This window comes from Streptomyces sp. NPDC005438 (assembly GCF_040606315.1).
Lineage (GTDB): Bacteria > Actinomycetota > Actinomycetes > Streptomycetales > Streptomycetaceae > Streptomyces.
The window spans coordinates 223565-237791 of record NZ_JBEXEP010000007.1; the positions used below are offsets into that span (position 1 = coordinate 223565).

Annotated in this window: 12 protein-coding genes; 8 read left to right on the forward strand and 4 right to left on the reverse strand. The window is 70.9% G+C overall.

Annotated elements, in window-relative coordinates:
* Positions 1–100: 100 nt before the first annotated feature.
* Both ABZT14_RS16925 and ABZT14_RS16930 read left to right on the forward strand, forming a co-directional pair.
* Positions 101–625, forward strand: a complete 525-nt coding sequence (locus tag ABZT14_RS16925; protein WP_356302773.1) for a DUF501 domain-containing protein — start codon at positions 101–103, stop codon at positions 623–625.
* 71 nt (positions 626–696) lie between these two features.
* On the forward strand, positions 697–1689 hold the full coding sequence (locus ABZT14_RS16930; protein WP_356302776.1) for a Ppx/GppA phosphatase family protein: 993 nt from the start codon (positions 697–699) through the stop codon (positions 1687–1689).
* 33 nt (positions 1690–1722) lie between these two features.
* Here the strand turns inward: ABZT14_RS16930 and ABZT14_RS16935 are convergent, their stop codons facing one another.
* Both ABZT14_RS16935 and ABZT14_RS16940 read right to left on the reverse strand, forming a co-directional pair.
* A complete protein-coding gene (locus ABZT14_RS16935; protein ID WP_356302779.1) occupies positions 1723–2079 on the reverse strand; it encodes an ASCH domain-containing protein in 357 nt (118 codons plus the stop codon).
* Positions 2076–3179: a hypothetical protein gene (locus ABZT14_RS16940; protein WP_356302782.1), complete on the reverse strand. Its 1104-nt coding sequence runs from the start codon at positions 3177–3179 to the stop codon at positions 2076–2078. Before ABZT14_RS16940 ends, ABZT14_RS16935 begins: the two co-directional genes overlap by 4 nt.
* An 863-nt stretch (positions 3180–4042) precedes the next feature.
* Here ABZT14_RS16940 and ABZT14_RS16945 point away from each other — a divergent pair.
* A complete protein-coding gene (locus ABZT14_RS16945) occupies positions 4043–5182 on the forward strand; it encodes a helix-turn-helix domain-containing protein (RefSeq protein WP_356302785.1) in 1140 nt (379 codons plus the stop codon).
* Between the two features lie 18 nt (positions 5183–5200).
* Positions 5201–5776 (forward strand): HD domain-containing protein, encoded by a 576-nt coding sequence (locus ABZT14_RS16950; protein ID WP_356302788.1) that lies wholly within the window; start codon positions 5201–5203, stop codon positions 5774–5776.
* A gap of 219 nt (positions 5777–5995) precedes the next feature.
* Here the strand turns inward: ABZT14_RS16950 and ABZT14_RS16955 are convergent, their stop codons facing one another.
* Positions 5996–6352, reverse strand: coding sequence for a MazG-like family protein (locus ABZT14_RS16955; RefSeq protein ID WP_356302791.1), 357 nt, complete (start codon positions 6350–6352; stop codon positions 5996–5998).
* 152 nt (positions 6353–6504) lie between these two features.
* Here ABZT14_RS16955 and ABZT14_RS16960 point away from each other — a divergent pair, with 152 nt between their 5' ends.
* Positions 6505–7755: a histidine kinase gene (locus ABZT14_RS16960; protein WP_356302794.1), complete on the forward strand. Its 1251-nt coding sequence runs from the start codon at positions 6505–6507 to the stop codon at positions 7753–7755.
* A gap of 173 nt (positions 7756–7928) precedes the next feature.
* Here ABZT14_RS16960 and ABZT14_RS16965 read toward each other — a convergent pair whose 3' ends face one another.
* Positions 7929–8915: an asparaginase gene (locus ABZT14_RS16965; protein ID WP_356302797.1), complete on the reverse strand. Its 987-nt coding sequence runs from the start codon at positions 8913–8915 to the stop codon at positions 7929–7931.
* 120 nt (positions 8916–9035) lie between these two features.
* Here ABZT14_RS16965 and ABZT14_RS16970 point away from each other — a divergent pair, with 120 nt between their 5' ends.
* The 3 genes from ABZT14_RS16970 to ABZT14_RS16980 all read left to right on the forward strand — a co-directional run bounded on the left by ABZT14_RS16970 (position 9036) and on the right by ABZT14_RS16980 (position 13298).
* A complete protein-coding gene (locus ABZT14_RS16970; RefSeq protein WP_356302800.1) occupies positions 9036–9497 on the forward strand; it encodes an Lrp/AsnC family transcriptional regulator in 462 nt (153 codons plus the stop codon).
* Between the two features lie 525 nt (positions 9498–10022).
* Positions 10023–11450 (forward strand): NAD(P)/FAD-dependent oxidoreductase, encoded by a 1428-nt coding sequence (locus ABZT14_RS16975; protein ID WP_356302802.1) that lies wholly within the window; start codon positions 10023–10025, stop codon positions 11448–11450.
* Between the two features lie 546 nt (positions 11451–11996).
* Positions 11997–13298 (forward strand): cyclopropane-fatty-acyl-phospholipid synthase family protein, encoded by a 1302-nt coding sequence (locus tag ABZT14_RS16980; RefSeq protein ID WP_356302806.1) that lies wholly within the window; start codon positions 11997–11999, stop codon positions 13296–13298.
* The last annotated feature ends 929 nt before the right edge of the window (positions 13299–14227 follow it).

The window sequence follows — 14227 nt, forward strand, 5'->3', positions numbered from 1 at the left end:
GGGCGCCCACGCGGGTACGCGGCCGAGCGGGCCCGCCACAGGGGCCCGTAAGCTCGTGTCCGTCCACCGTCGCCCGTGTGAAGAAGAGAACCGCCCCACCATGGAAACGCCTCCGCCCCGCACCACGCCGACCGAGCCCACCGAGGCGGACGTCGAAGCCTTCCGCGAGCAACTCGGCCGGCCTCCCCGGGGGTTGCGGGCGATCAGCCACCGCTGCCCCTGCGGCCAGCCCGACGTGGTGGAGACCGCGCCCCGGCTGGAGGACGGCACCCCCTTCCCCACCACCTACTACCTCACCTGCCCCCGCGCCGCCTCCGCCATCGGCACCCTGGAGGCGAACGGGGTGATGCGGGAGATGACCGAACGGCTGGACAGCGACCCCGAGTTGGCGAAGGCGTACCAGGCCGCCCACGAGGACTACCTCGCCCGACGGGACGCCATCGAGGTCCTGGAGAACTTCCCCAGCGCCGGGGGGATGCCCGACCGGGTCAAGTGCCTGCACGTCCTGGTCGCCCACTCCCTGGTCGCCGGCCCCGGCGTCAACCCGTTGGGCGACGAGGCCCTCGCGCTGCTGCCCGAGTGGTGGGCCAAGGGCCCCTGCGTGTCCCCCGGCGACCCCGACTGACCTCCGCTCGCACGACCGGCGCACCTCCGGCGTACGGACCGGTGCCGCACCCCCGATCCGAAGGGCACCCCATGACACGCGTCGCCGCCGTCGACTGCGGTACCAACTCCATCCGGCTGCTGGTCGCCGACATCGACCCGGACAGCGGTGAACTGACCGACCTGGACCGGCGGATGACCATCGTCCGGCTCGGCCAGGGCGTGGACCGTACCGGACTGCTGGCCCCCGAGGCCCTGGCCCGTACCTTCGACGCCTGCCAGGAGTACGCCGCCGCGCTACGGGACTGGCGGGTGCCCCCCGAGCGGCTCCGCTTCGTCGCCACCTCCGCCACCCGGGACGCCGGCAACCGCGAGGACTTCGTCAGCGGGGTACGGGACATCCTCAAGGTGGAACCCGAGGTGATCACCGGTGACCAGGAGGCCGAACTGTCCTTCACCGGAGCCACCCGCGAACTGGCCGGCGACCCGGCCTTCTCCGGCCCGTACCTGGTGGTGGACATCGGCGGAGGCTCCACCGAACTGGTCCTCGGCGACCGCGCGGTGATCGCCGCCCGCAGTGTGGATGTCGGCTGCGTACGGATGACCGAACGCCACCTGCTGCGTCAGCCGGGCCCCGACTCCCCGGACGGCACACCCGAGTTGCTGGACCCGCCGCCCCCGGACCGGGTGGCCGCCATCACCGCCGACATCGACCGTGCCCTGGACCAGGCCGCCCGGACCGTACCCCTGGAACGGGCCGCCACCCTGGTCGGCCTCGCCGGCTCGGTCACCACGGTCGCCGGCATCGACCTCGGCCTGGACGCCTACGACCACCAGGCCATCCACCACTCCCGGGTCACCCTGGAACGGGTACGCGAGATCAGCGACCACCTGCTGGCCTCCACCCACGAGCAACGGGCCGCGATCCCCGTCATGCACCCCGGCCGGGTGGACGTCATCGCCTCCGGCGCCTTGGTCCTCCGCCGCCTGATGGAACGCCTCAACCTCCCCGAGGTGGTCGTCAGCGAACACGACATCCTCGACGGGATCGCGCACAGTTGCGCCTCACATGACCAAGGTCCGTGACCCGCGCTGCTGTGTCGGCGAAAAGGGCTGCGGTCAGTTCTTGATCAGTTCGATGCCGATGGCGAGGGGGCCAAGGGCTTCCTTCTCGGGTGGGTAGATGCTGCGGATGTTGGCGAGCTGGTCCTCACGGGTGCGGGTCGGGTTGACCGTCGAGGCGCCCTCTCCATCGAGCAGGGCTTCGAAGTTCTCGTACTCCGTGACCCGGGTGACCTGTACGTCGCACGTCTCCTCGGTGCCCTTGATGCGGAAGCGGATCACCTCGCCGACCGTGAGATCGGCCAGGCGCGGGTACCTGACCCGTACCTCGGTGGTCTTCTCCCCCGCCGCGACCAAGTCGAAGTACCGGCGGTAGATGTGGAGTTCGCGAACGGGGGCGGTGGTGCCTGTCATGCTGCGGCGGTGCTCCTCGTGTGTGGTGCGGTCATCATGCGGCCGAGCTCGCCGGCCGAGTACGAACGGAAGAAGTGCCGGGGGTCGCTGAGCAGCGTCTCAGCCATGGCGAGCAGCCGCTCGGCGTACTGGTCCAACGATCCGGGCCACTCCCGGGCATCGAGCATCCACGGTTCGCTACCGGCAGGCAACGGCGCGCGGCCCTCGCGGATCAGGCTCTTGGACAGCTTCGCCCCGGTGTCGGTGACCACCTGCGGTGTGAACAGGCGGGCCGGCATCTGTCCGTCGCTCAGCCCGACGGCCGACAGGGCGCCGTCAACGAGCTGCGAGCCGAACACCCAGTCGCCGCCCTTGACCATGACGTGCAGTTCGTCGGAGCGGTCGAGGGTCGCCAGTTCCTTGACCATGTTCCGGTACAGGGTGGCGAGGTCGAGGTACCCGCCTCCGTCTGCGGCGATGGTGACCTCGTACGTGCCGTGATGGCGGCACACGGCGTGCACGGTGGCGCGGTCATCTGAGGTGCGCACGACGCGAGTTCGCTCGGCGTGCTTCTCCGCCCACCCGCACTGCTCGTGCGGGCAGGGCACACGCACGTGAGGTACGCCGCTGGAAGGGGCCAGCCACCACCGCGCCGCGTCGAGACGGGGGAGCAGACGCAGCCACGTTCGGCGGTAGTGCTCGGTGGCCTGCTGCTGCGTGTACGTCTCGGTGGTGAAGGGCACAGAGAGGCGGGCGGACAGTGCGTGGAACAGCGGCCGGTACAGGGTGTCGACCTGGCCGGCGATGCCCGCCGGGCCGAGAAGCTGTGCGTAGGCGCGCTGGTACCGGTGCCCGCCGTCCTCGACGACTTCGTACGGGGCGTTGTCGAGGGCGCAGAAGTGCACACCGACGGGGATGTCGAACCGGGTCCGGACGCGCTCCGCCATGGCGAACGTGAGGGACTGGACCAAGCCGGTGCCTAAGTGGGGGGCTCCGTTGATCTGTGTGCCGACGACGAACACGATGCGATCGGGGGAGTTGGCGGCGATCTTGGGCCTGAGCGCGTCCTCGGCGTAGGTGAGCGCGTTGGCGAGGACGGTGTTCGGCGAGACGGGGTGCACAGGTGATCCCTTCGGTTGATGTGTACGAGAGACCGCGAGTTCCGCGGCGGTGGTGAAGGGTGCCCGGAGCGGGATTCGATCCCGCAGCCGACGGCGTCTAGGGCCGCTGCCTCTACGGATTGGCCCTGCTGGGGAGACGCGGGGGTGGTCTCGCCCCGGTCGGACAGGCTCTACAGGTCGGACAGGCTCTGCAGGGAGGAGTGCAGGGCGAGGGCCAGCACGAAGCCGAGCCCGACACCGGTCGACATCAGGATGAAGGGCCGGCCAGCCCGCATGTGGTCATGACACGGTGCTTGATCTCGCTGAACACGGCACACTGCCCTTTCCGTCGTCCTGGTCGCCGACGGCCTCGTGGCGTTTGCGGGGAGTGGCGGGACGCGCGTCGCCGACTCGCCGGTTGCGGCGCTCGACGACGTACACGCCCTTTCTGTACGTCATGACACACCCCGCAGTGTGGCAGCGAGCGCACGCCCGGTCTCCGAGGTGCACGCGCTCAAGTCGATAAGGGCCACTACTTCGTTGTGGGCACTCCCTGTCGCCGGGTGAACTCGGAGAGGGGGGAAGCGCGATGCCGAAGGCGTCGAGGATTTCGCGTAGGCCGTTGAGAGTTCCCTTGGTCCTGGTGACGTGTGGCAGAGCCGGAGCTCGGTCTGTCTGGCACATCCTCAGAACTCCTCAGAGATTCGGTGGTTCACCCGAGAACAGGCTGTTTGCGAAGTCTGTGTGCGATTGGGGGCGGAACGCGGCTATCGTCTAGTCCGAACCCCCTTGGGGCCGGATACCGAAACTACGGGAGCGGCTTGAGGCAAAGAACTGACGCGTAGTACGAGTTGAGACCCCTTGCAGGAGTGGGAGCCAAGGTCATGACCGCAAGGCAAGTTCCGTCTTCGCGGAAAACTCTGACCGGCAGTCAGAGTTCCCCGCGGAAAGGGCGCGAGGGCGTCGTCACAGGGCACCTCTTCAAGATGACCCGGGAGCGGGCTGGGCTCACACAGCAGGGTCTTGCGGAAGCCCTGGAGGTCGACACGACGACTGTGCAGGGGTGGGAGTCAGGACGTAGGCCGCTGACCGCCCTTCCGATGGCCAGGTTCCGCGCTCTGGGGCGGGATCTGCTCCGCCGCGGTGCTGACCCGTCCCTCCTCGCTCTGTTCGACGTGGCCTTGGACGCTGATGCCGTGCTCAGCCACGCGTTACGGGATGACCCGGCGCGAGACCTTGTGGGGCACCCTCTCGCTGGCTGGGTCTTCACGCGTACCGCCACACACATGATCGTCTGGGCACTTAACGGGGTCACCCCGGCCGCGCTCCCCGTCTCTCCTTCGAACACTTCCCGGCGGCGAGGACCTGTACCCACCGGTTCCCTACTGGGAGCGAGTGACCGCCGGCAGTTCTTCGGCCACTTGCGCCGGTACGCGGAAGAGGCCGATCGAGCAGGAGAAGGCGGCGCCTTGCTCCGCCGACAAGCGCTGTATCTCTGTAGCTACGATGCCGAGCCAGGCACTCACGAGTGGATCGCCCACATGCGTGCCCGTCAGCCAGCAACGCCACGGCCCGGAGCCTGGACCTGGGCGGACGCCCGTTCTCTGGCAACCTCGCTCACTCGGTACGGCGACCGGGATGCACTTCACGCCTTCATCGAACGCAGCATGGCCGACGACGCTGGCGAATTGGCGAACCTCAACTACTGGGCATACTGGCTCGGTTTGGACCAGCTTCCGCGCGGTGACGACTCGTTTATGGGACGCCACGCAGGCTGGGACGCAGGGGCGCTTCTACGAAACCTCGTGGACCGACTACACCCCGAACTTGGCTGCATCGATCTCAACGTTCACTCGGTTTGGGCTTTGCTCACCGCCCGACCCGGTGTCCTGAGTACCGATCCACGGATCGTATGTGACTTGAGGGAGCGGGTATCCCACCTCCTGGACAGCGATACCGTCTCCTCGCAGTCTCGGCGCGAGCTCGACGCGGTGCATTACGGTCTGAGGCTGACCAGTCTGTGATCCGAGGAAGGACGCCGCATGTCTGACGATCAGCACGCCAGAGGGACCGTCGGGTACCTCATGGAGATGGGCGCGCTCAAGCGCGGGCGGCGCTCGGGCTGGTGGATCGCGGGGGTCAAGGACCCGGAGACGATCGCCGAGCACTCTTTCCGGGTGGCCGTGGTGGGCTCGGTCCTGGCGATGATGGAAGGCGCCGACCCGGCGAAAGTCGCGCTTCTGTGCACTTTCCATGACACCCAGGAGACCCGGGTCGGTGACATTCCCTGGATCGGCCGGCGCTACCTGACTGCCGCGAAGAACGAGGACGTCACCGCCGACCAGGTCGCGGACACTTTCCCGCACGTGGCCGCCGGAATTCAGGCCGTCGTCGACGAGTACGAGAACGGCGACTCCGTTGAAGTGCTCGTAGCGCACGATGCGGACAAGCTGGAATGCATGATTCAGGGGTTGGAGTACATGGAGCAGGGATACCGCAACGCCCGTGAATGGGTCGACAGCACCCGTGCGAAGCTCAAGACGCCCTCGGCGATCAAGCTCGCCGAGGCAGCACAGACCATGTCCTCGGCGGAGTGGCAGCGGACATACCTCCGCTAGCCACCGACTATGCAACAGAGTGTCCGCACCGGCGAGGGCCGGTGCGGACACGCGTGGTTCACCGTGCGGCGAACTGCCAGAGAGACAGGGCGAGGCCGCAGACGTTCGACGACCTTCGACTTACGTCCGGCAGAGAGCCGAGCCGCGCGCCGACCCGAAGCCGGCGGAGGCCCGAGCGCGTGGTCGGGGCGGCCCCGACCAGCCCGTACCCGCGGGTGCTCACCCGTCCAGGGAGCGGGTGGCTACCTGGCTCAGGTGGGCGGAGAAGAGGCGTTCCGCGTCCGGGGTGAGGGTGCGCAGCGCCACCATGGCGGACAGGATCACGTCGCACAGTTCGGCCTGCACGTCCTCCCAGCTGTGGCTGGCGCCCTTGCGCGGGTTGTAGCCGTTGGCTCCGTGCACGGCCTCGGCGACCTCGCCGGCCTCCTCGGTGATCTTCAGGATGCGCAGCAGCCGGGCCATCTCCGGCGCGGTGTCGCTCTCCTCGTCCAGCCAGCGCACCAGGCGGTCCACCGTGTTCCAGTCCGTGGAGCGGTTCGGGGTGGACTGCGTGGGGGTGGGGCGACTCTCAGGCATGGGCCCATGCTTCCAGCCGGCCGGCCGACGGTGCCAGCGGGTCCCGATAGGCCCCGGGGGTGAGGGGACGAAGGTCTTGGCCGGGGTGACTTTGGTAGCCGATCGGCCGGCGGGGCTCTGCGGGTGGCGGGCGGTGCGTAGGTTGGGTGCCCATGAGCGGTACGCAAGTGGAAACCGCGTCCTCGTACGGGCCACGGCATCCGTGGATGCTGCCCTCCTCGCTGGTCGCGGAGCTGACCCCGACCTCCGGTGGGAGGCGACGGGTGCGGCGTACCGTGCGGGACTGGGTGGTCGACGTCCTGTGCTTCCTGCTGGTCAGCGTGTTCGCCCCGATCAACATGCACCTGCTGGCCGAGCAGGGGAACATCCCGGACTTCTGGATGGGCCTGGAGGTCGTGCTCGGTCTGCTGTCCGTGCCGCTGGTGTGGTTGCGGCGACGTTGGCCGGTGGGGCTGGCCGTGGTCATGGCGGTCATGGGGTCGTTCGCGGAGTGCACCGGGGGCACCGGGGCGGTGGCCCTGTTCACCCTGGCCGTCCACCGGCCGTTCCGCTACGTGGCCTGGGTGGGGAGCGCCTACCTCGTCGGGCCGGCGCTGATCTTCGCCTTCCGCCCGGACCCGGAGCTGGGCTACCTGCCCTCCCTGGCCTTCGCGGCGCTGGTCAACGTCACCATCATCGGCTGGGGCATGTACACCCGCTCCCGCCGGCAGTTGCTGCTCAGCCTGCGGAACCAGGCGCGGCGGGCGGAGAACGAGGCGGTGCTGCGGGTCGAGCAGGCGCAGGGGCGGGCCCGGGAGGCCATCGCCCGGGAGATGCACGACGTGCTGGCCCACCGGTTGACCCTGCTGAGCGTGCACGCCGGGGCCCTGGAGTTCCGGCCGACCATGTCCAGCGAGGAGGTGGCCCGGGCGGCGGGGGTGATGAGGGAGTCCGCCCACGAGGCGCTCCAGGACCTGCGCGAGATCATCGGGGTGCTGCGGGCCGGGGAGCAGAGCGACGACTCCAGTCGCCCCCAGCCCACCCTGGCCGCCCTGGAGCGGCTGGTGGAGGAGTCCCGGGACGCCCATGCCCGGGTGAGCCTGGACTGCCGGGTCGAGGAGCCGGAGGAGGTGCCGGTCGCGACCGGGCGTACCGCGTACCGCGTCGTGCAGGAGGGGCTGACCAACGCGCGTAAGCACGCCCCTGGCACCGAGGTGAGGGTACGGGTGGCCGGGAAGCGCGGGGAGGGGCTGACCGTGGAGCTGTCGAACCCGGCGCCCTCCGGCGAGGTGCCCGAGGTGCCGGGCTCGGGGCAGGGGCTGATCGGGCTGGCCGAGCGGGCCAGCCTGGCTGGTGGGCGGCTGGAGCACGGCCGGGAGCCGGACGGTGGGTTCCGGGTCTCGGCCTGGTTGCCCTGGGGCTGACTCCGGGCCGGCCTCAGGGTGTTGCTCCGGCGCGCGGCCCTCGTGGCCCCCTTGGGGGGGCGGGAACTTGGGGCGGAGGTGGGCTCCATGCCGGCGGACCGTACGGGCGCGGCCGGGGGACCGGGTGGGTGATCGTGGGGTGGGCGGGACACGGGGCCGGGACCTCCCCGACCTCAGACCTCCCCGGGGGTGAGCAACTCCCGTAGCAGGGCGGGGCGTTGGTCCGGGGTGACCTCCTGGGTCAGGGCGGCCAGTACCGCGGTCCGGGCCTGGGCCGCCCGCAGGGTTCCGGTGGGTACCGCGCCCGCCTCGATGAGGTCGACCGCCCCGCCCCCGGTGTACAGGGCCGCTATCGGGCCGGCCGGTACCCGGGTGGTGAGGGCGACCAGCACCCCCGAGGAGGTGGCCTCCCGTACGGCGTCCACCCACTGGGGGGTGGCGTTGCCGGCCCCGGTGGCGACCAGCACCACTCCCCGGGCGCCGGTGGCCAGCGCCGCCCGCAGCAGGGAGGGGTCGCCGTCCACGTGGTGGGCGACCATGTCCACCCGGGGCGCGGTGGCCGCCGGCGGGGGCAGCGGCAGGGGGCGTGACCTGGAGGGGGCGCCGCGCAGCCGTACCCGGCCGAAGCCTACGGTGCCCAGGTGACCGTCCGAGGGGTCACCGAAGGCGTCGGGGGCGAGGGTCTGCCGCTTCACGGTGCCCCGGGCGGAGTGGAGCAGCCCGCCGAAGGCCACCAGCACTCCCGCGTCCCGGACCTCGGCGGCGGCCAGCAGGGCGTCGCGGAGGTTGCCGGGTCCGTCGCTGTCGGCCGCCTCCAGGGGGCGTTGGGCGCCGGTGAACACCACCGGGCGGGGGTCGTGGTGGTGCAGGTCCAGCAGGAAGGCCGACTCCTCCAGGGTGTCGGTGCCGTGGGTGACCACCAGTCCGTCCACGTCCGGGTCCCGCAGGGTGCGGTGGACGGTGTGGAGCAGTGACAGCTGCTGGGCGCTGGTGAGTTGGGAGCTGTTCACCGTGAACAGGTCGACGACCTTGGTGGTCACCCCGTCCGGGAGTACCGCCTCGTCCAGCAGTTCCTGGCCGGCCGCCTCGGCCGCGTAGCCGGAGCCGTTCCAGCGGCTGGCGATGGTGCCTCCGGTGCTGATCACCACGATGTGCCGCATGGGGTGCCTTTCTCGTTCCGGGTACGCGGGTGGACCGTACTCGACAGTAGGCGAGTGGGTGCGCAATCCGGTGGCGGATTCCGGGCGGGTGCCGCGCGGACCTTGGCGGATAATCGCGCCATGGACCGGATCGACCGCGCTATCTTGCGCGAGCTTCAGAAGGACGGTCGGCTCACGCACCAGGAGCTGGCCCAGCGGGTGGGGCTCACGCCCTCTCCCTGTATGCGCAGAGTGCGGCAACTGGAGCGGGACGGGGTGATCCGGGGCTACCGCGCGGTGGTCGAACCCGAGGCGGTGGACCGGGGGTTCGAGGTGCTGGTCTCCATCGAGGTGCGGCGGGACCGGGCCACCGTGGAGGCCTTCGAGGCGGCGCTACGGGAGATCCCGGACGTGATCGAGGCGTACCGCCTGTTCGGCAGCCCCGGTTGCCTGCTGCGGATCGCGGTGGCCGACCTGGCGGCGTACGAGCGGCTGTGGATCGAGCGGCTCACCGCCCTGTCCGGGGTCACCGAGGTCAACTCCCAGATCATCATGAAGCGGATCAAGGAGCCGGAGGGGCTGCCGGTGGACGGTTCCCTGTAGGGTTCCGGCTCAAGTGCCGTGCCGCGAGCCCCTGTTGAGCCGCCGTCAGGTTCCGGGGGAGTCGGGTCGCGGCCGGGCGCCGGGGGAGGGCGTGACAGGTGCTCCGGGAGGCTCAGCTGAGCCCGGCCGGTCACGGCTGAGAGGTGCCGAGGCTCCTGGTGAGCGGCTTGCCGGAGGGTGCTCGTACGAGTCTCGTGAATTATTTCACGCAAGAGATCGCGGAGAAGTGCCCGATCGGTCCCTGTTGTCGGGCTGGGGTCTCGGTATATGGCCGGGCGGGCGCGGATCTCGGTGTTTCCGGCGTCTTACCGGCGGGTGACGGGAAGGTCGCGGACTCCTCCGCCCGACCCGGTGGAGGAGCGGAAGTCCCAGCTCATCGGCGGTCCGGCGCCGGGTGTGGGCCCCCGCGCGGGGCTCCGTGGAGGGGGCCGGGGCGAATGCGGCCGGGCAGTGTAACAGAGCTGTCCAGAGTGCTTGTGAAGCCCCTCACGAGCCCTGTCCGAAGAGTGCTGGATACTCGATTTCATGAGCACCACGGAGCGTCCTCGAATCCTCGTAGTGGGTGGCGGGTACGTCGGTCTGTACGCGGCTCGCCGCATCCTGAAGAAGATGCGGTACGGCGAGGCGACGGTGACCGTCGTCGACCCGCGGTCTTACATGACCTACCAGCCCTTCCTCCCCGAAGCCGCCGCCGGCAACATCTCGCCGCGCCACGTGGTGGTCCCGCTGCGGCGGGTGCTTCCCCGGGCGGAGGTCCTCACCGGTCGGGTCTCCACCATCGACCAGGACCGCAAGGTGGCCACCGTCGTGCCGCTGGTCGGCGACGCGTACGAGCTGCCCTTCGACTACCTGATCATCGCGCTCGGCGCGGTCTCCCGTACGTTCCCCATCCCCGGACTCGCCGAGCACGGCATCGGGATGAAGGGCGTGGAGGAGGCTATCGGCCTGCGCAACCACGTGCTGGAACAGCTGGACAAGGCCGACTCCACCCAGGACGAGGAGGTCCGCCGCAAGGCGCTGACCTTCGTGTTCGTCGGGGGCGGCTTCGCCGGCGCCGAGACCATCGGCGAGGTGGAGGACCTGGCGCGGGACGCGACCAAGTACTACACCAACGTCAAGCGCGAGGACATGCGGTTCATCCTCGTCGACGCCGCCGACAAGATCCTCCCCGAGGTCGGACCCAAGCTCGGCGAGTGGGGACTGGAGCACCTGCGCAAGCGCGGGATCGAGGTCTACCTGAAGACCTCCATGAAGTCCTGCGTCGACGGCCGGGTGGTGCTGGCCAACGGCCTGGAGGTGGACAGCCACACCATCGTGTGGACCGCCGGGGTCAAGCCCAACCCGGCGCTGGCCCACTTCGGGCTGCCCCTCGGCCCGCGCGGTCACGTCGACACCCTGCCCTCCCTCCAGGTCAAGGGCACCGACTACATCTGGGCGGCCGGGGACAACGCCCAGGTGCCCGACCTGGCCGCCGGCCGGGACGGCGCCTGGTGCCCGCCCAACGCCCAACACGCCCTGCGTCAGGCCCGGTTGCTCGGCGACAACGTGATCTCCGGCCTCCGGGGCTTCCCGCAGCGCGACTACAAGCACGCCAACAAGGGCGCGGTCGCCGGCCTGGGGCTGCACAAGGGCGTGGCCATGATCGTCATGGGCAAGCTCAGCATCAAGCTCAAGGGACGCCTCGCCTGGTACATGCACCGTGGCTACCACGGCCTGGCCGTACCCACCTGGAACCGCAAGATCCGCATCTTCGCCGAGTGGACCCTCGGGGTCTTCCTCAAGCGTGAGGTGGTCTCCCTCGGGGCGATCCAGCACCCGCGCGAGGAGTTCTACGAGGCCGCCGCTCCGGTGACCGCCGAGGCGGCCCAGGAGAGCCGGGCCAACGAAGGCCAGGGCGGCAAGCGTCGCGCCAGGGCGAAGGCCGAGAAGGCCGTGGAGAAGGCCAGGGCCTGATCCCGGCACCCCGGACCTGCCGGGGAACGACCACCGTGAGGGGCGTCCACCATCCGTGGGGTGGGCGCCCCTCACGCTGTCCACGACCGGCCTCCCCAGGGCTCCGGCCTCTCGGTCCCCGGGGTGAGGGGCGCGGCACCGCCCCGGAGGACAGGGGCACCTCGCGGGGTTCGGCCCGTACGTCCTCCCCGCCGTGCCCCGTACGGGGTGTGGTCGCCGCCCCCGTGTGTCCGGCCTCGCCGGTCTCCTCCTGGTCGGGCGCCCCAGACGAACGCGGTGCGGGTCGGGGCTTCGGTGCGGGGCCGTTCACCCGCGCCTGAGGAGGCCCCGCCGGGCGGTGACGGGGACGTTCCGAGGCTTCGCCCAGACCGACCGCGCGCACACCGTGACGGCATCACCTGGGGCGCCAGCCGGTGTTCGGGCCCCTTCGCGGCCTCCAGACGGGCTACGACCTTCGGGGCGAGGCGCGAGAAAGGCCGCTGAAACGGCATAGATCCGGTCATTGAGCTGTTGCACTCAGGGAGGACCTTTCCCTGGGAGGTGGACATGCCCGAGGCCGCCCCGCGACTCGCCGCCGTGGCCGAACGACTGCTGGACGGATCGCTACCGGTACGCATCAGAGCCTGGGACCGCAGCGAGGCCGGGCCACCGGACGCGCCCACCCTCGTGGTGCGCCACCCTCGGGCGTTGCGGCGCTTTCTGTGGCGGCCCGGCGAACTGGGCCTGGCCCGGGCCTGGGTCGCCGGCGAGGTGGACGTGGACGGTGACCTCTACGAGGCACTGGAGGTGCTCGCCGGCCCCCTGTGGGAACGGGACTCGGAGTCGTCCCCCGCGCGGAGCCTCGGCGAGCAGGCCCGCGACCCCCAGGTGCGGTCCGCCCTACGGGAGTTGATCGCCCTGGCCGGTCCCTGGCCGCCCCCGCCGCCTCCGCCCGAGGAGGTACGGGCACGGGTCGGGCCCCGGCACAGCCGGAATCGGGACCGCCGGGCGATCGGTCACCACTACGACGTGGGCAACGACTTCTACCGCCTGGTGCTGGGCGAGAGCATGGTCTACTCCTGCGCCTACTGGACCCCCGGGGGAGACCTGGAGCGGGCCCAACGCGACAAACTCGACCTGGTGTGCCGCAAGTTGGGTCTGGAAGAGGGAACGCGGCTGCTGGATGTCGGCTGCGGCTGGGGCGCCCTGCTGATCCACGCGGCGCGGGAGTACGGGGTGACCGGAGTGGGCGTCACCCTCTCCCGGGAGCAGGCCCGTTGGGCCCGGAAGAGCCTGGCCGAGGAGGGGCTCGCGGACCGGGTCGAGATCCGTGTACAGGACTACCGCGACGTGGACGACGGCCCGTACGACGCCATCGCCTCCATCGGTATGGCCGAACATGTGGGCGTCCGCCGGTACCGCGAGTACGCCCAGGTACTGCACCAACTGCTGGCCCCCGGTGGCCGGTTGCTCAACCACCAGATCGCCCGGCCCCCCGAGCCTCCCGGGAGGCCGCACCAGCTCGACCCCTTCATCGACTCCTACGTCTTCCCCGACGGGGAACTGTCCCCGGTCGGCAGTACGGTCAGCGCCCTGGAGTCGGTCGGCTTCGAGGTACGGGACCTGGAGTCGCTCCGCGAGCACTACGCCCTCACCCTCCGCCAGTGGGTGCGCAACCTGGAGGCGGACTTCACCCGTGCGGCCCGGCTCACCACCCCCGGGCGGGCGCGTGTGTGGCGGCTCTACATGGCGGCCAGCGCGCTGGCCTTCGAGCGGCGCCGCATCGGGGTCAACCAGATCCTCGCGGTACGCCCCGACCCCGACGGCCACTCCGGCCTCCCGCTGAGGACGCGGGACTGGCGGAGCTGAGGTCGGCCCGCCTTCGCCCTCCGGTCTGACCGGACGTCGCCGGACGTCGCCGGGAACGGCGCCGGGCGGCCCAAGCCGAGCCGGGTCCCGACCTCGCGGAGTGGTCGGGACCCGGCACGCCCCGTGGTCGTCGCCCCTTCGTGGGCCGGAACCCAGTGGGCGGGAGCCGTCCTCCGACCCGTCCCGAGAAGAGGGGCCGGTGTGGGGCTACGGCTGCCGTGCACCTGGACCTGGACCTGGATGGGGCAGGGGGGGCAGGGCCTGCACCTGGACAGGGGCGGGGCCAGGAGGGCTGACCCCGCGTGGGTCCCGCCCATTTCGGGGGCCTCCGGGGTGGCCGGTGGCCGGGGTGGTGGTGACGGCGTCCGTGGGTGAAGGGCCCTGCGTGGGGCGGCGGTTCGGGGGAGGGGCTTGGTGGTGGTCGGTGGTGTGTGGGGTGCTTCTGCGGGGTGGGTTCCCGCTTGTGGGGTGCCCGCCATGGGGGCCGGGTGGCTGGTCGGGGTGACTGGTCCGGCCGCCCTTGGCGGGGTGCCTTCGGGGTCGTGGTGACGGGTTGTGGGAGAAGCCTGGCCCCGCCCGGGGGTGCCCTGTCGTGTGGGGGTGACCGGGTGCTGTGCCAGGGCGGTGGCCGGGGTGGTGGTGACGGCGTCCGTGGGCGGAGGGGCCGCGCCCTGTCGGCGGGTGACCAGGCCCCCGGCTGTGGCGTGGCTGATGCCGTCACGGAACGCTCGGCGACCGCCTTGGTGGTGAGGCGACGAGTGGGCCTGCCGCCTTGTAGGGGCTCGTCGCCCGACTCACTGTGCGTGCCGCGACCCGGAGGGGGACGTAGCCGGGCGGATCTCTCGTGGGGTGCCGTTGGCCTGGTGGGGCCGCCTCCGACCTGGGCGGAGGTGCCCCCCCGTAGGGCGGTGGCACGGTGGATACGGCAC

Coding starts and splice junctions, on each gene's coding strand:
- ABZT14_RS16925 (WP_356302773.1), top strand. CDS start 101: ATGGAAACGCCTCCGCCCCGCACCACGCCGACCGAGCCCACCGAGGCG.
- ABZT14_RS16930 (WP_356302776.1), top strand. CDS start 697: ATGACACGCGTCGCCGCCGTCGACTGCGGTACCAACTCCATCCGGCTG.
- ABZT14_RS16935 (WP_356302779.1), bottom strand. CDS start 2,079: ATGACAGGCACCACCGCCCCCGTTCGCGAACTCCACATCTACCGCCGG.
- ABZT14_RS16945 (WP_356302785.1), top strand. CDS start 4,043: ATGACCGCAAGGCAAGTTCCGTCTTCGCGGAAAACTCTGACCGGCAGT.
- ABZT14_RS16950 (WP_356302788.1), top strand. CDS start 5,201: ATGTCTGACGATCAGCACGCCAGAGGGACCGTCGGGTACCTCATGGAG.
- ABZT14_RS16955 (WP_356302791.1), bottom strand. CDS start 6,352: ATGCCTGAGAGTCGCCCCACCCCCACGCAGTCCACCCCGAACCGCTCC.
- ABZT14_RS16960 (WP_356302794.1), top strand. CDS start 6,505: ATGAGCGGTACGCAAGTGGAAACCGCGTCCTCGTACGGGCCACGGCAT.
- ABZT14_RS16965 (WP_356302797.1), bottom strand. CDS start 8,915: ATGCGGCACATCGTGGTGATCAGCACCGGAGGCACCATCGCCAGCCGC.
- ABZT14_RS16970 (WP_356302800.1), top strand. CDS start 9,036: ATGGACCGGATCGACCGCGCTATCTTGCGCGAGCTTCAGAAGGACGGT.
- ABZT14_RS16975 (WP_356302802.1), top strand. CDS start 10,023: ATGAGCACCACGGAGCGTCCTCGAATCCTCGTAGTGGGTGGCGGGTAC.
- ABZT14_RS16980 (WP_356302806.1), top strand. CDS start 11,997: ATGCCCGAGGCCGCCCCGCGACTCGCCGCCGTGGCCGAACGACTGCTG.